Origin of the sequence: Kangiella sp., assembly GCF_048265365.1 — a bacterium.
In the GTDB taxonomy this organism is placed as follows: Bacteria; Pseudomonadota; Gammaproteobacteria; order Enterobacterales; family Kangiellaceae; genus Kangiella.
Window position 1 is genome coordinate 1 of sequence record NZ_JBLXBT010000008.1, and the last position, 20,553, is coordinate 20,553.

Annotated in this window: 17 protein-coding genes and 1 pseudogene; 1 reads left to right on the top strand and 17 read right to left on the bottom strand. The window is 56.1% G+C overall.

Annotated features, from left to right (window positions below; genetic code table 11):
• The coding region (gene fliS / locus ACN0VI_RS14335) for a flagellar export chaperone FliS (RefSeq protein WP_417447261.1) at nt 1–363 on the bottom strand (363 nt) is incomplete at its 3' end.
• Between the two features lie 279 nt (nt 364–642).
• On the opposite strand from fliS, the pseudogene ACN0VI_RS14340 reads away from it, so the two are divergent.
• A pseudogene (locus ACN0VI_RS14340) lies at nt 643–1,617 on the top strand (IS5 family transposase).
• A gap of 230 nt (nt 1,618–1,847) precedes the next feature.
• Here the strand turns inward: ACN0VI_RS14340 and fliD are convergent.
• The 16 genes from fliD to ACN0VI_RS14420 form a co-directional block, all read right to left on the bottom strand.
• Nucleotides 1,848–3,269, bottom strand: a complete 1,422-nt coding sequence (gene fliD, locus ACN0VI_RS14345; RefSeq protein WP_417447262.1) for a flagellar filament capping protein FliD — start codon at nt 3,267–3,269, stop codon at nt 1,848–1,850.
• 56 nt (nt 3,270–3,325) lie between these two features.
• Nucleotides 3,326–3,682, bottom strand: a complete 357-nt coding sequence (locus ACN0VI_RS14350; protein ID WP_417447263.1) for a flagellar protein FlaG — start codon at nt 3,680–3,682, stop codon at nt 3,326–3,328.
• Nucleotides 3,683–3,750: 68 nt separating this feature from the next.
• Entirely contained in the window at nt 3,751–4,911 is a 1,161-nt protein-coding gene (locus tag ACN0VI_RS14355) for a flagellin (RefSeq protein WP_417447264.1), read from the bottom strand.
• A 260-nt stretch (nt 4,912–5,171) separates the two neighbouring features.
• Nucleotides 5,172–10,271, bottom strand: a complete 5,100-nt coding sequence (locus tag ACN0VI_RS14360; protein WP_417447265.1) for a glycosyltransferase — start codon at nt 10,269–10,271, stop codon at nt 5,172–5,174.
• Nucleotides 10,272–10,405: 134 nt separating this feature from the next.
• On the bottom strand, nt 10,406–11,152 hold the full coding sequence (locus ACN0VI_RS14365; protein ID WP_417447266.1) for a cephalosporin hydroxylase family protein: 747 nt from the start codon (nt 11,150–11,152) through the stop codon (nt 10,406–10,408).
• A complete protein-coding gene (locus ACN0VI_RS14370; protein ID WP_045161502.1) occupies nt 11,149–11,856 on the bottom strand; it encodes a metallophosphoesterase family protein in 708 nt (235 codons plus the stop codon). The genes ACN0VI_RS14365 and ACN0VI_RS14370 overlap by 4 nt, the downstream gene beginning before the upstream one ends.
• Nucleotides 11,853–12,839, bottom strand: coding sequence for an ATP-grasp domain-containing protein (locus ACN0VI_RS14375; RefSeq protein WP_239612045.1), 987 nt, complete (start codon nt 12,837–12,839; stop codon nt 11,853–11,855). The genes ACN0VI_RS14370 and ACN0VI_RS14375 overlap by 4 nt, the downstream gene beginning before the upstream one ends.
• A complete protein-coding gene (locus ACN0VI_RS14380; RefSeq protein ID WP_417447267.1) occupies nt 12,829–13,704 on the bottom strand; it encodes an NAD-dependent epimerase/dehydratase family protein in 876 nt (291 codons plus the stop codon). Before ACN0VI_RS14380 ends, ACN0VI_RS14375 begins: the two co-directional genes overlap by 11 nt.
• Nucleotides 13,704–14,429: a class I SAM-dependent methyltransferase gene (locus tag ACN0VI_RS14385; RefSeq protein ID WP_417447268.1), complete on the bottom strand. Its 726-nt coding sequence runs from the start codon at nt 14,427–14,429 to the stop codon at nt 13,704–13,706. The genes ACN0VI_RS14380 and ACN0VI_RS14385 overlap by 1 nt, the downstream gene beginning before the upstream one ends.
• Nucleotides 14,426–15,154, bottom strand: a complete 729-nt coding sequence (locus ACN0VI_RS14390) for a WbqC family protein (RefSeq protein WP_052679279.1) — start codon at nt 15,152–15,154, stop codon at nt 14,426–14,428. Before ACN0VI_RS14390 ends, ACN0VI_RS14385 begins: the two co-directional genes overlap by 4 nt.
• A complete protein-coding gene (locus ACN0VI_RS14395) occupies nt 15,151–16,275 on the bottom strand; it encodes a DegT/DnrJ/EryC1/StrS family aminotransferase (RefSeq protein WP_239612042.1) in 1,125 nt (374 codons plus the stop codon). Before ACN0VI_RS14395 ends, ACN0VI_RS14390 begins: the two co-directional genes overlap by 4 nt.
• Nucleotides 16,272–17,495, bottom strand: coding sequence for a methyltransferase domain-containing protein (locus ACN0VI_RS14400; protein WP_417447269.1), 1,224 nt, complete (start codon nt 17,493–17,495; stop codon nt 16,272–16,274). Before ACN0VI_RS14400 ends, ACN0VI_RS14395 begins: the two co-directional genes overlap by 4 nt.
• Nucleotides 17,492–18,049 carry a dTDP-4-dehydrorhamnose 3,5-epimerase family protein gene (locus tag ACN0VI_RS14405; RefSeq protein WP_417447270.1) on the bottom strand — a complete coding sequence of 186 codons (558 nt, stop codon included), beginning with the start codon at nt 18,047–18,049 and terminating at the stop codon, nt 17,492–17,494. The genes ACN0VI_RS14400 and ACN0VI_RS14405 overlap by 4 nt, the downstream gene beginning before the upstream one ends.
• Nucleotides 18,040–19,116, bottom strand: a complete 1,077-nt coding sequence (gene rfbG, locus ACN0VI_RS14410; protein WP_417447271.1) for a CDP-glucose 4,6-dehydratase — start codon at nt 19,114–19,116, stop codon at nt 18,040–18,042. The genes ACN0VI_RS14405 and rfbG overlap by 10 nt, the downstream gene beginning before the upstream one ends.
• Nucleotides 19,113–19,883 carry a glucose-1-phosphate cytidylyltransferase gene (gene rfbF / locus ACN0VI_RS14415; RefSeq protein ID WP_417447272.1) on the bottom strand — a complete coding sequence of 257 codons (771 nt, stop codon included), beginning with the start codon at nt 19,881–19,883 and terminating at the stop codon, nt 19,113–19,115. The genes rfbG and rfbF overlap by 4 nt, the downstream gene beginning before the upstream one ends.
• Before the next feature lie 463 nt (nt 19,884–20,346).
• The coding region (locus ACN0VI_RS14420) for an integrase core domain-containing protein (RefSeq protein ID WP_417447273.1) at nt 20,347–20,553 on the bottom strand (207 nt) is incomplete at its 5' end.

The following is a 20,553-nucleotide window of genomic DNA, read 5'->3' on the forward strand; positions in this document are numbered from 1 at the left end:
CCAACCTACTTTGATCTCACCCAGCAGCCTGCCTACTTCATTCAGCTTTTCGATATCGTTGTGCCGGCTTGCCTCGAACAGACGCATCGTCATGTATTCGTAGAGGCGATCCAAATTCTCAGCCAGCTCACCACCGATGCTCTTGTCCAATGCATCGCGCAAGCCGCCAATGATATTGATGGCCTTGCCGACCAGCACACCCTTTTCAGCAAACGCGTCACGCTCCATGGCGCCTTTGGCCTGAGCGATACGATCCAGCCCGCCCTGCATCAGCATTTGAATCAAACGGTGCGGATCGGCCTCTGTCACCTGAGCCTTAACACCGACTTGCTGGTACTGCTTCATTGCTGCCATAGCGTACATTTGAATAAGCCCCTCGCCACATCTGATTGCTTGTGAGGTTTATCGGTCAAAGGCTCGCAAGCTTGATAGCAACAGATGAACCGAAACAAAAAAAACGCTTTTCATAGCGGTCAACAAACAACGGTCGCCTCCCTGCGTTTCCGAAGCTAGATCGTTCGCTTGGCTGCAAGCTTGGGCTCGAGGCGCGGCTTATCCTAGCCTTTAAGCCGACCTAGGGGCAGTCTGAAAAAGACTTTCTGATTTGGCAAAATACCTGAATTCTACTCGTCGAGTTTTCCGATGAAGCAGATGACCTTCGCCGACGCTGAGTACGCTGGCAAGCGTAAGCAGACCCGCAAAGAGCTGCTCCTTATAGATGGATCGAGTGGTGCCGTGTAAGGGCTTGATTGCCCTGATCGAGCCGTACTACCCCACGGGTGAAGGTGGTCGTCCGGCTTATCCGTTGATGGCGATGTTGCGGGTTCACCTGATGCAGAACTGGTTCGGGTACAGCGATCCGGCGATGGAAGAAGCGCTGTACGAAACGACCACCCTGCGCCAGTTTGCCGGATTGAGCCTGGAGCGCATTCCTGACGAAACCACCATCCTCAACCTCCGTCGGCTGCTGGAGAAGCACGAACTGGCTACCGGCATTCCGGCCGTCATCAATGGCTACCTGAGTGACCGCGGCCTGTCACTGCGCCAAGGCACCATCGTCGATGCCACGCTGATCAATGCGCGAGTTCGACCAAGAACAAGGACGGCAAGCGCGATCCGGAAATGCACCAGACGAAGAAGGGCAACTAGTATTACTTCGGCATGAAGGCCCACATCGGCGTCGATGACGAGTCGGGCCTGGTGCATAGCGTGGTAGGTACGGCGGCCAACGTGGCGGACGTCACTCAGGTCGACAAGTTGCTGCATGGCGAGGAAAACGCTGTCTGCACCGATGCGGGTTATACCGGCGTCGAGAAGCGTGCCGAGCATGATCGTCGCGAAGTGATTTGGCAGGTGTCAGCACGGCGCAGCACCTACGTAAAGCTGGGCAAGAGCAGCGCGCTGTACAAAGCCAGACGCAAGATCGAGAAAGCCAAGGCTCAGGTACGGGCCAAGGTCGAGCATCCGTTCCGGGTGATCAAGCGCCAGTTCGGTTGCGCGAAGGTGCGCTTCCGTCTGGCGAAGAACACGGCGCAGCTGGTGGCGCTGTTCGCCCCGTCGAATCTATGGATGGCGCGCCGACAATTACTGGAAAATGAAAGAGAGGTGCGTCTGTAGTGTGCGAAATAGCCGCTGCGAGGTGCTTGCGGTGGCTAGAAATACAGAAACAGCGGGTATTTTGGTTGTTTTTTTGATCAGCTTGCCGCTTTTAAAATCGACAAGGGCTGAAGTCGACCGGAAATATAGGGCTACTTCAGATCCTTAGACAAAGCCGTCTCGAGGGAGGCGCTGCAGTACTGCTCGCGCTTAGTAGCCGAATCTAAGCGCCGCAATGGACGGTAGTTAAATTATCGTTTCGAGCTATTAGCCGACCACGGAAGATTTTCAAGCGATGCCAGCAGACTCGACGAGGTGTTCGCAAGCTGCCCCACCAGCATATCCATGGCGTTAAACTGCTTGTATAAACGCTCTTGCAGAGAAGTAATGCGACGATCAAGGTCTTCTTTCTGCTGTCCTATCGCCGAAATTGTCTTGGTCATTGCTTGGTTACGCTGCTCGAGAATCCCTCCCGTCTCAGTATATGGTTTCAACTTGCTATCTAGCCTAACTGCTAACCCGTTCTCGCCGGCGAACAACGTGGCCAACTCCTCAAAGCCACCATCCATTGCAGTGCTGAGTTTGTCATTGTCAATCTTTAGCGTCCCATCTCGCTGAGTAGTCACGCCAAGATCCGTCAGCGCCCGAATGGCGCCAGAACCTTGCACATTGACTAATTCATTGCGGATAGTGTTAAGCAACGTACGAGCAGTAGCGTCTCCCACCAAGGCTCCTGCAAGGGGCAGCTTATCATCGCCCACCTTGGTTACTTTCGTCTGGCTGTTTACGACATCGATTAGCTTGTTATAGGCATCAACGAACGTTTGAACTTGTTTCTTAACGCCCGATTCATCTTCCGTAATTCCCACGGTAAGAGGCTTGCCAGTCTCCGTCAGCCCTTTCAACTCCAGCGTAACCCCTTCAATAGCCGTGTCGACGCTGTTGGTTTTGCTGGTGATGTTCAAACCATCAATTGTGAGTTCAGCACTTGCAGCCTTAGCGATGACACCTGCTGACCCGTCAGAACCTGGGGCCTCCACTCCTCCTGCGAAGGCAAGCTTTGAAAGATCGCCAACCGAATCGCTGCTGACAGCTACAGTGATGTCCTCGTTCACTCCTGTCACTGAACTACTGAGCACCAACCGGGAGCCCGACGTGTCCGTAACGATGGTCGCACTCAAGCCATCTTTGGCTCCGGCTTTGTTGATGGCGTCTCGGACTCCAGCCAAGGTATTGTTACTTTCATCAATCGTGATCGCGGGAAAGACTTTAGCGCCAACGTTCAATGTCAACGTCCCGCTGCCAAGCGTGACCGGGGCGGCAGGATCATCTTGGATGGCCTGAAGTGCCACCTTGCTGCTGGTGGCAAGCTGCGTAATGTTGATCTGATAACTGCCAGCGCCAGCAGTGACACCTGCTTTTACGGCTAGAAGATTCGTATCGGACGAAGTAGCGGCGCGCGCTTTGAACAACTCAGGCTTGTTCAGATTGCCTAGGGCCGTCTGAAAATCGCTAATCGCGTTTTTCAAAGTTCCGACTGCAGTGATCTGTGTCGTCGTCTTCTTTTCAAGATTGGCAAGCTGCGTCGCCTTGGGTGCGCGCTCGGCCGCCACCATGCTGGATACGATACTGTTGATATCAATACCGGAACCGATGCCCGTTACCCCAGCCATAGCCATACCTCGTCAAGAAAACGTTAACCATGAATACAATACAAAAATCGTACCGCTTAAGCCTTAGCCTCAAACATCAAGCTCCGCATTTCATCTAGGCGTTCGGTTAAGCGAAGTATTTCCTCGGACGGTATCTGCCGAACGACCGCCCCCGAATCACCATCGATTACCTTCACAACTACATCACCCGTCGAATCGTCGACGCTAAAACTCAGGTCTCGCTGAATACTCTGCACCTGCGAGCGAAACCTTTCGACCAAGTCCTTCATGTCCTCCCGCGGCTCGGCTTCTGCAGGTTTTTTGGGCTGCTGGGCCTTTTCAGACGCAGAAAACCCAGCCTCCCGAAGAAGGCTGGGTGAAGATCCAGCTGATATTGGTGAAGCTATCCCGCTCGTTACTTTCCCGACGTCCATGGATTCACCTCTCATGAATCAATGAGGGCAGAGCTGTGCCCTGCCCTCATCGTTACGCCTTCTGCTCGTTACTGCAGCAGACTCAGAACCGCCTGCGGCAGCTGCTTGGCCTGGGCGAGGATCGCGGTACCAGCCTGTTGCAGGATCTGGTTCTTGCTCAGGTTGGCCGTTTCAGCCGCGAAGTCGGTGTCCTGGATGCGTCCGCGGGCAGCCGAAACGTTTTCAGAAATGTTCTGCAAGTTACCGATGGTGTTTTCGAAGCGATTCTGCACCGCACCGAGATCAGCTCGCTGGGAGTCGATTTCCTGAATGGCTTGGTCGATCACCATCACGGCTGTTTGAGATCCTTTCACCGTACTTACATCAATCTCCGAGATCTTTGTGTCTGTTGCGGCTGTTGCAGCTGTATAAGCAGCACCAGCCGTCAAGCCAGTCGGAAGAGCTGACACTGACAATGCAGTCAGTGCGTTAGCCGCACCGTCTTCGTCGAGGCCCGACATCACCTTCGTCGCGCCCGAAGTCACAAACGCACCCACCCCTACGTTCGCATCGTTGATCGCCGTTGCGATCTGCTGAGTAGCCTCAGCAGCAGTCGTTCCACTGGCAATGGTGGTGGTGATTGTAAAGTCTTCACCGTTGACGGTTCCACTAACAGTGACGGTACCCGATGCAGAGGCGGTTCCTGATGCCGCAGCGATCGAGCCTTCAAACGACTTTCCTTTCAGGGAGTCGGAGCTCATCTCATCTATCTTGACGCTGATGGTTTCGTTGGCGGCACTGCCGACCTGGAAGGTAGTGGTGTCGAAACTGCCGTCCAGCAATTTCTTACCACCAAACGTTGTGGTGTTCGAGATACGATCCAGCTCTTTCTTCAGTTCACTTACTTCGGAATTCAGAGCCTTGCGTTCTGAGTCGCTGTTGGAACCGTTAGCAGACTGCAGAGCCAGATCACGCATACGCTGCAGAAGGTTAGTCGATTGCTGAAGTGCGCCTTCAGCGGTCTGGGCCATGGAGATGCCATCGTTGGAGTTCTTTACAGCGACACCGAGGCCGTTAACCTGGCTGGTTAGACGGTTCGCAATCTGCAGACCGGCGGCATCGTCTTTGGCGCTGTTGATCCGGCTGCCGGTCGACAAGCGCTGCATGGAAGTCGTAAGCGAATTAGAAGAGTTGTTCAGGTTGCGCTGAGTGTTCAGGGAAGCAACGTTAGTGTTGACGGTCAAAGCCATGATGTGTGTCCTCCATCGGACCTAGCTTGTTGTGCCTGGGTTGCGACCCTAGCCTGCAATGCTCAGGCAGCCATTGAGTTCGCATTCATAATTGATATCGGCGGTGCGTCAGGAAGCTTTAGCTAAAAATTTGAAGCGTTTGGCCAAGGCTACAAAACAAGCGGAGCAGCAAGTTATCGGCAAATGTGGCTGTGATTTGAGGAAAAACAAAAAAACCGCTCTCCTTACGGAGAGCAGCTTTATGGCACGGAGCTGAAAAATCAGTGCGAGTTGGGCAACCAAGCACTGTACCAATCCGCCAGCGCTGCGTCTTGAAGCATCCAGCCGCTGAGCACGGCGGATCGCAGCTCATCACCTTGGCGAGCAGTTGCGTCGAGGTCAGCCAGGTGCATGCGAATAGCATCAACCCAATCCCTGAAGCGATTCTTCACGCGAGTCACTGGTAGACCGCCTCGATAGTTACCTACGTCACTGCAAATGACGGGAAATCCACATGCGCCGTACTCAAGCAGCCGTAAATTACTTTTGCATTCGTTGAACAGATTTTGCTCGAGTGGTGCCAAGGCCAGGTCCAGGTTCAAACGGGCCAGAGCAGCGGGATAGAGGCTGATTTCAACCCCTGCATGAAACTCTTTGACGTAAGGCCTGAGCTTCTCTGGACACATGCCAAAGAAGATCCAGTCCACCTCGTCCGCAAGCGCTTTTACTACATCGGCGATCAGCTCCAGGTCACCTGTATGACCGGCGCCACCAGCCCAGCCAACGCGAGGTCGTTTGCTTATCCTGCGCTGCCCCTGAAGCCCTTGCCACCAGTTAGGCGGAAGCTTGTTCTCAGCAACCCGGATATCGTGATGAAAAGCGGAAAAAGCATCCGCCAAGGCCTCGGTTGAAACCACGAAACGATCCACATAGCTCAAGCCCCTACGGAGAGATTTCACAATATCCTTAGGCATATGCTGCTTATGCGCGCTTTTCATGGGCAGATTCGGCAGATAATCGTCGAGTTCGTATACCTTGAAAGCTCGTGAAAATGCCTTCATCCGGCGCATCGATTCTAAACGCTCCTCACCAATCTGGCGCTGCAGCAAGATAACGTCAGGATCGTATCTCTCAAGGTCTGCGACATGCATAAGCCCCATAGACAGCGCACCATCGATCAGGCCGGCGTCCTGCTGCGCCTTAAACGGCTGCATGATCCGGTAATGACCGCAGCCGAACTGGTCTGCCGGGTGCGCCAAAACAACGGGCAGTGGCCGCCAGGTGGCTAATGGCCGCCAGGACAATGCCGTGTCGGCCAATTTGAAGCCCCCGGGCTGAACCAGAGAGAAATTGGCGTTATAAGCGGGGTCCCGGGCGAGTAATGGCAACCATTTGGCGTATAAGGCATCGGCCTCGTCTACAGTTGGAGCCTTAGGCTCTCGCCCTATCATCATTTTTACTCTAGGTGACCATACCGTCAGAAAACCGGCCTCACGAGCCCTTAAACAAAGATCAACCCCGGCAAGCGTACCGCTTAGCTCACCTTCATCTAGCCCCCCGATAGCGCCCCAGAGCTCCTTCGATACCATTAAGCAGTCAGAACTCACCGCGCTGTAGTTCTGCTCCACTTGCAGCCGTTGCATGTATCCTGCAGCCGACAGAGCCTCACCTACAAACGGGCTAGTTGCCGGCCCTCGCAACCCCAACACCAGCCCTGCATGGCTAATGGTGCTTTCCTTGTTGATCAGCTCCGAACCCACGATGCCAACCTCTGGACGAAGAGCATGATTAAGCATTTCATCCAGCCACGCTTCGCTGATCACTGCACAGCACTGCGAAAGCAGCACCAGATATTCACCCTGCGCAACATCAGCTGCCTGGTTACATATGGCGTCTAGGCCGGCTTCCTCTGGAAAACGCAGTACACGGATGCGCTGCTCCGCCATCGATTCAATCCCGTTCAGCCATTCCCGAACCTCTCGAGAGGCTCTACTATCGTCAAGCAAAAGAATTTCATAATTTGCGTAACGAGTATTCTCCATAACACTTGTAACGCAACGCAGCAACATCGGCAGCTGATCTTTTACCGAAATCAAAATACTGACCAAAGGTTTATCAGCATGACCATAGTTTATTAGGTAACGTCCCGGCAGCGAAGAATCGATACTGGCACCTTGATATCCTCTCTCATGCAGGTGCTGGATGACAACTCGCTGTTCGTCCTCGACGTTAATCAGCGCTGGAGGCGATGTAATCAAGAGCGGCTCATCAACGTGACCCAATCCCGCCAAGCCGCCAGTATTTATGAAACGCAGAATCAACTCAAACTCTAACGCTTCTGGATAATCTGGATTAAAGCCACCAACATCAACCAGCACTTCCCGACGGAAAATCCAGTGCTGTGCCATACCAGCGGGAAAGCTCAGTAGATAATCGAGGTTCATGGATGGGCGGAAAGCTGCTCCCAAAGACCCATCATCCTGACGGTATAGCTCATCACAATATATTGCACGGAAATCTGGCGCCGCCCCTAAGAGCTCCAAGCCAGCCATTAATAAGCCGGCGGAAGTGAACTCATCCCCTGCTTTCACCAGAACAAGCCAATCGAACTTTGCCGTAGCTAAAAATTCGTTCAACTGTAGTATCCAGTTAGCTTTAGTTACGTTAATAATTGGGCCGCCAAACGGCTCGGCAAGCGAATCACTCGTAGTGAAGACTACAGGCTCAATATTGGCGTAGAGGTTATGCGGCTCGCGGAGCGAAGCCAGCGTTCGCAGGACCTCTTGGCGATCCGCCTCGAGGTCCAATAGCAAGACGCCAAATGACGGTCCCTGTCCGTTTTGTTCTAGGCGCTCCTTCACCAAGCGTTCTTGCGTCGGCGTTAGAACTCGCATTTCCAGCCAACCTGTAAGGCTAGCGGGCTCATGGTTAGTTGATAGGTCAGAAATGCCAAAGCGCTTCAACATTGCGCGCCGGCCGCTGCGCACGGCTTCACTGCCCAAGTCAGAATGTCGCGTATAGAGCTCACGATAGAGACCAGGATAATCCTTGAGCGCCTGCTCGGAACGCCGAACTGGATCAGACTCGACGTCTCGCAGTCGGACCTCTACCGTCTCTCCATGAACATGCCGGAATCGTGCTCTTGCGGCGAGACGCAGCAGAAAATCCCAATCCTCCAGTCCCGTCAACGACTCATCAAAGCCACCAATACTGGCGGCCAAAGAACGTGAGCAAGTAAAAGTATTGATCGGTATGTAGTTGTTAACGAGTAATCGCTCCTTAGAATACTCGTCATGCGAATAGCGTTGCTCACGGGCCAGTTCAAGCCGCTCACCATGTACTAGCGACTCTGTGATAAAAATCGCATCCGTATAAACAACTTCATCAGGCCAGGCCTCAACCGCTTGGGCCAAAGTTTGTAGATGGGTTGCCAGGTAGCGGTCGTCATCATCCAGATAAACAACATAACGTCCCTGGGCCAAGTGCAACCCCGCGTTACGAGCAGCGGCAGGCCCCCGATTGCAACCCTGGCGGATGTAAGTGATGGGGAAGTCATGCACCGCCAGCAGGGATTCAACGGGATCTCCGCTATCATTAACTAGAACAACCTCAAAGTTTCGAAAAGTCTGCTGCGAAATGCCCTGAAGAGCATCTTTCAAGAGTAATTGGCGATTGTAAGTCGTCAGGATTATTGAAAATAAACATTCATGCTCAGCATCTTTTACGATTGGGGCCAACATTCTCATAAAGTTAGCAGCACTAGCGAGGGGTTGCTGTTCAAGGATATCACAGACAACGGGCAACCACTGTTTACTCTCACGAAGCAATGTAGTTGCAGCTCGCTTAATATCTTTAGTATCGAAAAAAATTGTATTTCCAAATACCAACTGTGCCCAAGCAAGATCCCCTAAGACATCAAGACTACGCGACGTGCTATCTGGATCCGACGCCAATAATCCACCTGCGCCCCCACCCAACGCATTGAAGCGAAGCACTCGAAGAATAAAATCCCAAAGCACTCCACCAGAATACATAATGGGATTAAAGCCGCCGACCTTGACATATAATGATTTTCGGAAAAGCATACCTCTAACAAATTCACCTTCCCCCCAATGCGCAGGTAGGCATCCCTCTTGAGCTATACCACCATTGAAGCAGATTAGGCCAAAATCAGAATCCTCTAGGGATTCCACTCCACTGACTATAATCGTAGGATCTATAGGGCAGCCCTGACCTATATAGAGCACATTCTCTACAGACGAGTGCCTTATGTGATGATCCACCTTAGCCAGCGCAGAGTGTACGGAAGACGAAACGAACGACACATCGCCCGACAAAAGCAGACGAATTCGTTTTTGCATCTCTATAGTAAAAGTAGCCTGTCCATTGCAAACAACGAGGAACTCGTAATTTCGCCTTAAAGAACTGCCAACTATTGCTAACTTTTCTAGTGAACCTATGTAGTCTGCCGTCGCGTCAAACACCACAAGCACGGCCCCCGCCTCAGCTATTGATCGGCCTTCCAGCTTATCCAGCAGCTGTTGCAAGCGATTATTAGCATGATCGTATAGAGCGCGCTCGTATTGAGCCATTCGACTTCTGAGCAAAGTAGTTACGGTATGGATGCAAGCCTCATCTGCCCGTTCCAAAAGATGATCGGCATATTTTTCCAGTATCGCAAGATGCGTATAAAGCGGCTCTAAAGACGAATAGAAACATGTGCTCGAATATTGCGAATCATGTATTCGATAACAAGCACTGGGGGTACTCTCGAAAGAGAAGTCCTTGTATTTTAACGCAAGTCTGACAAAAAGCTCCCAGTCTCCCCCCCCCCAGGAATTTACATCAAAGTACAATTCGCTCCTAGCCTTCTCCCTATCGAAGATAACAGCGCACAATGTCACATAACAATCGAATGCGAGCAAACCTAAAAAATCATCGCGACCGCCACGATAGGAAGATACAGCATAGCCTGGATGGCGCTGAACCCCCCTCTCAATACCATCCTTATCTACCAACATAATTGGCGTATAAGCCAGAACAGAACTACTTTCCTGCAAAGCAGCTATGAGCCGAGAAAAGTGTCCTGGCAGTAGATAGTCATCCGCACTAACAATGGACAGATATTTTCCAAAACCAACTCCAAGTGCCAAACTAAAATTAAAATAGGCACCTATATTTTGGTCATGACGAACCAGCCTGACTCTGTTATCCAATAAAAATGGAGAAATCGCTCTAACTGTCTCATCTGTCGAATCGTTATCTAAAATAATTAACTCAAAATCAGAAAAATCTTGCTCAAGAATGCTTTCTACACAACGAGAAATATACCGAGAATAGTTATAAGACGTGACAACAACAGTTAAAGCCGGCCGAAACATAACCCCACCCAAAAATTAATACAGCGCCATGTTGTATTTAGATATTGCTAATATCAAAGAACTGTCTAAATCCGCTAAAGCTCTTGCAATGATCAGCAAAAGTAAACGAGGGATGCATAGAGAAGAACAAATGGTCACTTCCGCTTTAGATATCCTTCAGGTGCAACACTAATCAGCAATTTGTCATCAATCCGAGTGTCTGCGTGAAACTCCGGATGCATGAGTAGGTACTCACGCACCGCCGACTTGGGACTGTTGCCCTTGCCCCAAGAGCGGCCAGCCTGGAGTTCATCCGGTGTATCTTCGACCACCGTATCAAAGATCACACAGTAGCTGCCTTGGCTCACTAGCGGCGCATAGGCCTCCAGCTCGGCCAGCACATGGTCATGGGTGTGGTTGCTGTCCAGCGACACCAGCACCCGCTTACCCTGCGCTGCCCAGCGCACCTGATCGACCACTTCGGGAGCAATGCTCGAGCCTTGGATCATTTCGATGCGGCGGAACATGGGATGCGCCTCGATGGCTTCGCGGTTGTGCTGGCGGATATCGATGTCGATGCCCAACACCCGCGCGTCGCTCGGGCCGCCGCAGATCGCGTTGAGCTCCAGCAGCGAGGCGAACAGGATCAGCGAACCGCCATGGGCGATACCAGTCTCGACGATCAGCTCCGGCTGAACGGTCCACACCAGCTCCTGCATGGCTACGATGTCCTGCGGATACTGAATGATTGGCCGGCCCAGCCAGCTGAAGTTGTAGGAGTAGCGATACTTGCCGCCCGCCTCCAGCATCCAGTCCAGAGAACGTTCCTTGAGTCCCTGGTCCTGGCCGGCGGCCTCGATATTGCGTTGCACTTCCGCTTGGAACTCGTCGTTTGCGCTCACTTTGTGTGCTCTCGCTCGATGATTTCGATCTTGTCGATGCGCCCACCGATCTGGGCGCCGATGTAGAGGTTTTCCCATAGCCGCGGCTCGTCGTAGCCGGCACTGCGCATCGCAGCAGCCGTCTCGTCGATATCGTAGGCCACCCGTTGCAGGACGATGCTCGTGCCGTCGAACAGGGCGAAGGCAGCACGAGGGTCGCCATCGCGCGGCTGGCCAACAGAACCGGGGTTGCAATAGATTTTCTCGCCCAGCGAAGCCAGCACCTGAACATGGGTATGCCCCGAAAAGTAGTAGCGCCACGGGCCACTCAGCTTGTCCGGGGAAACGCGATAGAGATACTGGTCGCGAGGGTCTTCCCAACCGCCGTGCACGAAGCAAGCGTCGCCCTCCTCGTACTGAGAGCTCAAGCCAGCCAGCATTTCGACCTGGTCCCGACGTACCACCCGAGCCTGATGTTCCAGCAGCGATGACACCAGCCGCGAGCGAGGACAGCCTGTGCCTTCCACCAAGTAGCTATCGTGGTTGCCGAGCAGCTGTACGGCGCCGCGCTCCGCCAGTAGATCAATGCATTTGTCCGGCTCGGCGTAGTAGCCGGTCACGTCGCCCAGGGATATCACTCGCGAACAGCCGAGTCGATCCGCCGCCGCCAGTACCGCGCGTAGGGCCGGGAAATTGCCATGAACATCCGATATCACTGCGATCATAGGTACTCGATGTGGTCCTCGATATAGCGGCTGCAAAGCGCCGTATGCCAGTTGGCGGATACCGGGCGCTGCCCTCGGCAAAAATAGTCAATGCTCATGGCCGCCTCGTTGAAGCCGAGCGCCGCACGCAGCGATACCGAAGCTGACAGGCGTGGATTGATCTCCAGCAGCCAGGCACGGCCATCGGCCTTGCGGAACTGGTAGTTGGTCGGACCCACCGGCTGAAAATGTGCGGTCAGCGCCTCGCAGGCGCTCTCGATCAACTCATCGCCGTCGATGCTCCGGGCACGCCAGGTGGCGCCACCCGGGCCTAAGGTTCGCTGGAGGATGGCTGGGCGGCTGGACTGGCCGTCACCGTAGCCGAACAGGCCGACTGTATATTCCTCGTCGTCGCTGCCGATCACCCGCTGTAGCATGAAATTGTCGCCCTGCTTACGCGCCTGATAACGCAGGTCTTCCTCGTCCTCCACCAACGCCTGACCACGGCCACCCGACCCCCGGCGCGGTTTGCACAGAAGCGGCGCTGGGCCGAGCTGCGCCAGTACCTGTGCCCAGTCGGTCGAAAGGCTGGTAGGAATCGTCGGAAGACCGGCCTCCAACAACGCCAGGTGCAGGCTCCACTTGTCCCGCGCCAGGTTGATCAGGCGACTGTCGTTAAGTGCCACGGCCACTCCCGCAGCATTGAAAAGCTCACGGCGAGTGTCGAAGTAAAAGACGTCCTGCTCGATGCAAGGGAGTACCAAGTCGATCGCTTCCCGCTCCAGCAATTGCAGCAGAAAACGGTCGTAGGCCGCGTCCGTCTCCGTCATCGCCGGTTTGAAATGGAATGCGTCGCAGGCGTGACGCCCGAAGGCTTGCGGATCGCGGTCAAGACCGATGATTCGAACGCCCGGCAGTTGACGCAGCGACTTGGCTACACCCTGACCGATGATCGCGCCTACGCCCGTCACCAGCACTCGCACCGTAGCGGCCTCAGGCGACATCGAACACCTCGAAGCACGCAGCATGGCCACCGTCTCGGATGCCACGCAGGCCATCCGTCATCGGCGTGAAAACCAAGCCCAGCGCCGCCAATTCAGGTGATGCCGGAGGGAAGTAGGCCGGCAAGAAGGGCGTCTTCTCCTGAGCGATCTCAACCCCTCCGCCTTCGTCGAAAACGGCGTAGGCCTGGCGGGCGATTTCCAGATAGGTCTCGCCCATGGGGTGGCAGACATGCAGAACGCCAAGTATGTGCGCCTCGCTGGCGGCAACCATCAAAGCGGCTGCGTCTTGCACGTGAACGAAATTGCGTGGCGCGTCGCCCGGAGGCAGACGCAAAATACGGCCGCTGCGAGCGTGGCTGACGATGCGTCCGAACCAGCGTTGATGCCGAACGCATTCGCCCCGCTCATCGTATAGCTGGGCAAAGCGCAGGCTAATGAAATCCTGACCGCTCTGCTCCAGCCCCCACGCCAATATTGCTTCCGCGCGTGCCTTTGACGCGCCATAGCTGCTGGCAAAGGTCGTACCCTCGCGCCGCGCCGACGAAGTACTCCCGGCGTACACCACCCGCCGGCATCCGACCGCACGCGCTAGGGCCAATACCTGATGGGCACCGAGCACATTGACGCGGTCGTTCAGCCACGCGCCGTGCGGCGAGTCATCACCGAAGGCCGCCGCGCAGTGGAACAGCACATCCACCTTGATATGCGGAAAATCGGTGCGCAGGGCTTCGCTATCCAATTCCAGCGGTATCTCGCAGTCGCCCGAGCGCCCCGCGCCGATGACCTGCCAGCCCCGCGTACGCAAATGCTCACTCAGCCTACTGCCGAGCATTGAGCTTGGGCCCACCACTAATGCACGCGGCATCAGACCACCTGTACTTCCATCAGAAGGCCGACGCAGAGGTCAGGAAAGTCTACCCCTACCTCGCACATGGCTAGCAAATTTTCCTCGAACTCAGGCATGGGCTGCATGTAACCAAGCGGCAGCGGCTTGAGGTAGATACCTTCCTCCCAGGTGACTTCATAGCCCTCCGCCTGCAGCAGCGCCTTAAGTGTGTCGCGACAGAACTGGCGCTGATGACCCAACGCATGGTCATTGGCGTTGAGTTCGTAGATGTCGCCTATTTTGCCCATGGCCAACCCCAGACGACGGTTCAGCGACTTGGCGTTGGGCACAGCCACGTAGAGCCGACCACCAGGGCGCAGATTGTCACGGAAGCGACGCAGGATAAGACTGGGATCGTCCACGTGCTCAAGGATGAAGCCCATCAACAGCACATCGAACTGCTCGCTGCTATCGAAGTGCTCGAAATAGCCTTCCACCAGCTCGATGTTCAGTCCCGGATAGTTGTCCCGAAACAGATCGATCACGACCGACGAGCCCTCGAGCACTACATGACGTTGGAAATGGCGATTGAACAACGCGGTGGTGTAGCCGTGCCCCAGTCCCAATTCCAGTAGCGAACTCGGCGATGCCCCTTCGAGACGGCGCAGGATGCGCGGCGGATACCAGTTGAGGATCAACTCGTTCTCCAGAGAGGTTGCCGCCCCGGGTTTGTACTGCGAAGTCACTTCGTTCAGCTTGTTCATACCTGATCCCTTGCTGCCAGCGCCTGGCGCCAATGGGTCACATCCGAATCGATGAAAAACCTTCCGTCTCTCCCGCAGTTGGCCACCAGATCGAGAACGGTGACGTAGGGTGTGAACGGCGGAAACTTCTGAGGGTACTCACGCTTGCGGTAATCCATGTAGCAGACCTTGATGCCAGCCTGCTCCATGGCTGCGTGGTTCAGATAGCTCAAGGCTCCCATGCCGGTCACGTAGCGGTCGCCGCCCAGGCGCGATACCAGCCCCTGGATCAGATCGCTCTTGCGCCCCGTCACCGCCAGTTGCGAGGAGCGATGCAGGCGTTTGCCTTGCAGCAGGCCGAAGTAGTCCGCTACCACCTGCATACCTTCGATGAGTAGCTCGCAGAAGCCCAGATCGCGGCGCAGCAGCACCGATTCGGCCAGCCCGAGCGCATCCTGCAGATGCGGAGCGCCAGCCAGCGCCAAGGCCAGCGTACGCAAGTGCTTGTCGCGCCAGCCCGAGTCTTCAACACATTCCAAATCGCAGATCCGCGCGTCGCGGCTGTGCTGGCGCAGAGGCACGGTCAGCCAGGCGCTGCCGTTGGGGGTCTTGTACTGCACCCGGTTGATAAAGCCGCGAGCGAATTGCACGTCGTCGAAGAACACGAAGTCATCGGCCAGCCGCCACTGCTCGAACATCCCTACCCAAGGGAAATACATGGGCTGAGAGATCACCACCGTACTCACCGTCCCGCCTCGTCGTGCAACGCCTCGACCACAGCGCAGACACGGTCAATATCCAAGTCGCGCATGTCGTGAAAGCTTGGCAGATTGATGGCTCGCTCCGGGATGCTAGCGGAATGGCCACCGGCAGCCGGTACGCGGCCTTGGAACATCGGCAGTGCAGAGAGCGGGTAGAAGAACACCCGCGCATCGATATTGTTCTCGGCGAAGCGCTCCAGCAATCGCTCCCGGGTGATGCCGAGTGCGGCATCGAAGACCACCGTGGGCATCCAGGCGCCGATGCGCGTTCCCTCGGGTTCAGGATTCAGATGCAGGCCATGCAGGCCACCCAGACGCTCACGATAGGCCGCCATGATGGCCTGCTTGCGCTCGATCAGCTCGCCGATACGCTCGATCTGGGCACAGCCGAGCGCGGCCTGCAGGTTGGAAATCTTGTACTTGAAGCCCAGCAGGTCGGGCCAGAACTGGCGCGTCTGCCCCTTTATCCGGCCGTGGTTGGACAGGCCGAGGACATACTCGAACAACTCGTTGTCGTTGGTGACAAACATGCCACCCTCACCGGTGGTCATGGTCTTGGTGCCGTGGAAGGAAAACACACCGAAGCGGCCCATGCTGCCCGCACGTCGTCCATGCCACTCGGCGCCGATGGCTTCAGCCGCGTCCTCAATCACCGGAACACCATGCCGCTCACCAATGGCCAGCAGTTCATCCATGGCGCAGAGGTTGCCGTACAGATGGACAGCGATGATCGCTCGAGTACGAGGCGTGATGGCTGCCTCTACCTGCGCCGGGTCCAGGCACCAGCTGTCCTGGCAAATATCGACGAATACCGGGGTCGCCCCAAGGTGCACGGCTGGTGCCACAGAGGCGATCCAATTGGTGTCGGCGAGAATCACTTCGTCGCCTGCTCCAATGCCAAGCGCCGCCAGCCCCATGTGAAGGGCACCGGTGCAGCTTGATGTCGCGATGGCGTATTTCACCCCGAGGTGTTGTTTGAAGGCTTCTTCGAAGCGTTCGATGTACTCGTAGCAGCGCGGTCCCCAACCGTGACGAGTCGCATCGGTCACATACCGCACTTCCAGCTCGGAAATGGACGGTTGGGTGTACTGGATGCGCGGCTTCATTTCACCTCCAGACGAGGAACGGCAGTGATGAAACGGCCACCCCATTCACGGATTCGCTCGTTCTGCTTCATCACTTCTTCGGCGATGTTCCAAGGCAGCACGAGCAGCAGATCCGGACGTATCTCGTCCAAATCCCGAGGAGATCGGATCGGCACGTGGCTGCCTGGTAGATATTTGCCCTGCTTCGACGGTGCAGCATCGAACACGCAAGGTAACAGGTCGGGCTTGATGCCAGCATAGTTGAGGATGGTGTTGCCTTTGGCGGCAGCTCCATAGGCTGCAACCCGCCGGCCCGCGCGCTTCTGCTCCAGCAGAAAGCTCAGCAGATCATTCTTCACTCGGTCCGCCCTGGCCTGGAATCCGCTGTAGACAGCCAACTCGCGGAGACCAGCATTGGCCTCCGCTTGCAACACGACATCCACCGCAGCCGCACGAGAACGTGGGTCATCTCCATGGCACGCGAAGATGCGCAGGCTGCCGCCATGAGTGGTCAGCTCTTCGGCATCGTAGATGCGCAGACCAACAGCTTCGAGAATACGTCGGACGCTGTACAGCGACAGGTAAGAAAAATGCTCGTGATAGACGGTATCGAACTGCACCCGTTCGATCAGGCGCAGCAGGTGCGGAAATTCCAGGGTCAGGGTACCACCGGGCTTGAGCGCAGCCTTGAGGCCGCGGGAAAAATCGTTGATGTCCGGCACGTGAGCGAACACATTGTTGCCCAGCAGCAGATCGGCCTGCCTGCCCTCTCCGGCCAGCCGACGGCCGAGCGACTCCCCGAAGAACTCACGCAGCACCGGAACACCCAGGCGCTGGGCAGCATCGGCGGTGCTAGCGGTCGGCTCGATGCCCAGGCAGGGCACGCCGGCCTCGACAAAATTGCGTAGCAGGTAGCCATCGTTAGAAGCCACCTCGACCACTAGGCTGTCCGCCCCCAGCGCGAGCGTCATTCGCATGCGCTCGGCGTAGTCACGAGCATGCGCGAGCCAGCTGCTGGAGGTGGACGAGAAATAAGCGTAGTCCGCGTCGAAAAGCTCGCCGGCCTCGGCATAATCCTCGGTCTGCACCAGCCAGCAGTGCTGGCAAACCCACAAGCGCAGCGGGTAGTAGCGCTCGGGCCGACTCAGATCCGCCTCTGTCAGATAAGCGTTCGACGGTGGTGCATGGCCCAGGTCGAGGAATGCATATCGCAGCCGCGTTTCGCAATGACGGCAGTTCATGGTGCCAGCCCGATGAAATCTGAGGTGATCAGGGGATGCTGCTGATCGCGCGCCGACAGATCCCGCGCCGGCAGGGGCCAGTCGATCGCCAGCGCCGGATCGTCGTGGCGCACCCCGCCTTCGGCATCGGGCCGGTAGAACTCGGTGTGCAAATAGAGCATTTCGCTATCCTCCTCCAACACTTGGAAACCGTGAGCGCAGCCTTCCGGGATAACCAGCATGCGCTGGTTTTGGGCGCTCAGGCGTTCTGCGTGCCAGCACAGAAAAGTCGAAGAGTTGCGGCGCAGGTCCACTACCACATCCCACACTTGGCCACGGATACAGCGCACCAGCTTCATTTCGGCATGAGGAAAATGCTGAAAATGCAAGCCGCGCACAGCTCCCACCTGACGGGTAAATGACTGATTGATCTGAACAATGTGTCGCTCACCTAGCAGCGGCGCGAGCTCGTTGGCGCAGAACAAGCGGGTGAAGATGCCTCGCTCGTCGCGATGGTAATCGCAGTCGACGCGCATGAGCCCGTCGGTGTTGGTGACACTAGCGGTTAGGCCCATACGCACCCGGCCTGCTGCGCTGCATCGGCGAACCGCTGCAACTGCTCAAGGGTACAAACCTCGTTTCGCTCGTGGCTGCGCCGGTACCAGTCAGCGGTCATCATCAGCGCTGTCGCCAGCGGCCAGACAGGCTCCCAGCGCAGCCCGGCACGGGCCTTGGCACTGTCTAGATAGAGCAACCGGGCCTCATGCAGGCTATCGTCCGCGCCGACCTGCCAGTTCATAGCCGGCCAGTGCTCCCCCAGAGCCTGAAGTATCTCGGCCACGCTGCGGTTGGCCTCCAAAGCCGGGCCGAAATTCCAGGCCTCGGCGCAGATCCGGTCGCCTTCCAGCAAGCGCTGGCCCAACAGCAGGTAGCCAGAGAGACATTCAAGCACGTGCTGCCAAGGGCGTGTAGAGGATGGCGAGCGGATATGCAGCACCTGCCCAGCCTGCACCGCCCGGACCAAATCGGGAATCAGCCGGTCCTCCGCCCAGTCGCCCCCGCCGATGACATTGCCGGCACGGGCAGTGGCCAGCAGCGGGCCGTCGCCATACCAGAATGACCGGCGGTAGCTGTCGCACAGCAGCTCGGTAGCCGCCTTGGAAGCGCTGTAAGGGTCGTGACCGGCTAGCTCGTCGCACTCGCGGTAGCCCCAAGGCCATTCGCGGTTGGCGTATACCTTATCGGTGGTAATCACCACCACAGCGGCGATACCAGGAGTTACCCGACAGGCCTCCAGCATATAGGCAGTTCCCAACACGTTGGTCGACCAGGCTTCCAACGGCTGTCGGTAAGACGGCCGAACCAGCGACTGGGCCGCGAGATGGAACACTATTTCCGGACGATAGTCTGCCATCAGGCGTTGCAGCACGGCGGCATCGCGAATATCACCACGCAAGTCCGTCACTGGCAAGTTCAGCGTATCCCAATGGTGCGTCTCACCATCCATCTCACGCGGCAGCGAAAAGCCGAACACTTCGGCGCCGAGTTCGACCAGCCAGGCGGCAAGCCAGCTGCCCTTGAACCCGGTGTGCCCGGTTAACAAGACTCTGCGCCCCCGATAAATTGCCGCGAACTGGTTCATAGCCAAGTTTTCCAGGGGGCCTTGCCGGCGAGCCAGAGATCGTTCAGGTGATTTTTATCCCGCAGCGTGTCCATCGCATGCCAGATCCCGCGGTGACGAAAGGCCATCAAATTGTCATCCTTTGCGAGTTGCATCAGCGGGTCACCTTCCCAGCTGCATTGGTCGCCATCGATGTAATCGATGACCGAAGGGTCTAGTATAAAGAAGCCTCCATTGATCCAAGAGCCATCGCCGGCGGGCTTTTCCTGGAAAGTACCGACCCGGTCCCCAGCCATGCCGAGGGCGCCGTAGCGCCCCGGTGGTTGAATAGCGGTAACAGTGGCCGGTTTGCCATGAGCTTTGTGGAAATTAACGAGTGCGCGGATGTCGATGTCCGCTACGCCATCCCCATAGGTAAAACAAAATGTTTCGTCGCCAAGATAGTCGCGCACTCGCTTCAGACGGCCACCCGTAGCGGTATTCTCGCCGGTATCGACCAACGTAACGCGCCAGGGCTCAGCGTGGCGCTCATGGATACGCATGCGATTTTCGCCTATATCGAACGTCACATCCGACATATGCAGAAAATAATTGGCAAAATACTCCTTGATGACATAGCCCTTGTAACCAAGGCAGATCACGAAATCATTAATGCCGTAATGCGAGTAGATCTTCATGATGTGCCAAATGATGGGCTTGCCACCAATCTCGATCATCGGCTTTGGCTTTAAATGGGACTCTTCGCTAATACGGGTTCCAAGCCCTCCAGCAAGGATTACTGCTTTCATTTGCTGCTGTGCCTCACTCATGAGCAACGAGATTTTTGACGCGATTGTCTTTAAACTGCTAACAAGCAAGTTTCGCGCCGAAAAAGCGAACTGATGCCGCAGGGCCTCAACCACCACGACGGGGGACGTTTAGGTGCATGAACAACGGCACGCAAGGTGTTGGCGGAAGCACAGGTTCCTCCTGACCGGAAGCAACTACACACGCCGTCATATTCCATGTGAATTCTGACGATCGCTTTCGATACTTACAACGAGCAGCATTGCACGGCGCGATGAAATCTTCACGCCTGCCCAAGGAACTGCAGCAATTAGGCAGACACCGCACCGTTTCGGCAGCAGCCCTACGATTTCACTCGACCGGTGCATCAGCAACCGCGCGAGTACGTGCCTCATAGGCGTACGGGCCAAGACCATTGAGACGTACTGTGGACTTGCCCCTATCAAACCGGACACCGCAACCCTGTTAAGTTGATGTTATAGCCAACCGCCTGAACTCCCGAGGCGAGCGGTACTTCAGTGCGCTGTGGGGATGCTCTTCTTTGTAATGCTCAAAAGCAATCGCCAGGTTGCGTAGCGCTGTCTGGCGATCCGGCCGTGGCATATGGGCGATGTAATCGCGCTTCATCGTTTTCACGAAGCTCTCCGCCATGCCGTTGCTCTGCGGGCTGCA

Coding starts and splice junctions, on each gene's coding strand:
- fliD (WP_417447262.1), bottom strand. CDS start 3,269: ATGGCTGGGGTAACGGGCATCGGTTCCGGTATTGATATCAACAGTATC.
- ACN0VI_RS14350 (WP_417447263.1), bottom strand. CDS start 3,682: ATGGACGTCGGGAAAGTAACGAGCGGGATAGCTTCACCAATATCAGCT.
- ACN0VI_RS14355 (WP_417447264.1), bottom strand. CDS start 4,911: ATGGCTTTGACCGTCAACACTAACGTTGCTTCCCTGAACACTCAGCGC.
- ACN0VI_RS14360 (WP_417447265.1), bottom strand. CDS start 10,271: ATGTTTCGGCCGGCTTTAACTGTTGTTGTCACGTCTTATAACTATTCT.
- ACN0VI_RS14370 (WP_045161502.1), bottom strand. CDS start 11,856: ATGATCGCAGTGATATCGGATGTTCATGGCAATTTCCCGGCCCTACGC.
- ACN0VI_RS14375 (WP_239612045.1), bottom strand. CDS start 12,839: ATGTCGCCTGAGGCCGCTACGGTGCGAGTGCTGGTGACGGGCGTAGGC.
- ACN0VI_RS14380 (WP_417447267.1), bottom strand. CDS start 13,704: ATGCCGCGTGCATTAGTGGTGGGCCCAAGCTCAATGCTCGGCAGTAGG.
- ACN0VI_RS14385 (WP_417447268.1), bottom strand. CDS start 14,429: ATGAACAAGCTGAACGAAGTGACTTCGCAGTACAAACCCGGGGCGGCA.
- ACN0VI_RS14395 (WP_239612042.1), bottom strand. CDS start 16,275: ATGAAGCCGCGCATCCAGTACACCCAACCGTCCATTTCCGAGCTGGAA.
- ACN0VI_RS14400 (WP_417447269.1), bottom strand. CDS start 17,495: ATGAACTGCCGTCATTGCGAAACGCGGCTGCGATATGCATTCCTCGAC.
- ACN0VI_RS14405 (WP_417447270.1), bottom strand. CDS start 18,049: ATGGGCCTAACCGCTAGTGTCACCAACACCGACGGGCTCATGCGCGTC.
- rfbG (WP_417447271.1), bottom strand. CDS start 19,116: ATGAACCAGTTCGCGGCAATTTATCGGGGGCGCAGAGTCTTGTTAACC.
- rfbF (WP_417447272.1), bottom strand. CDS start 19,883: ATGAAAGCAGTAATCCTTGCTGGAGGGCTTGGAACCCGTATTAGCGAA.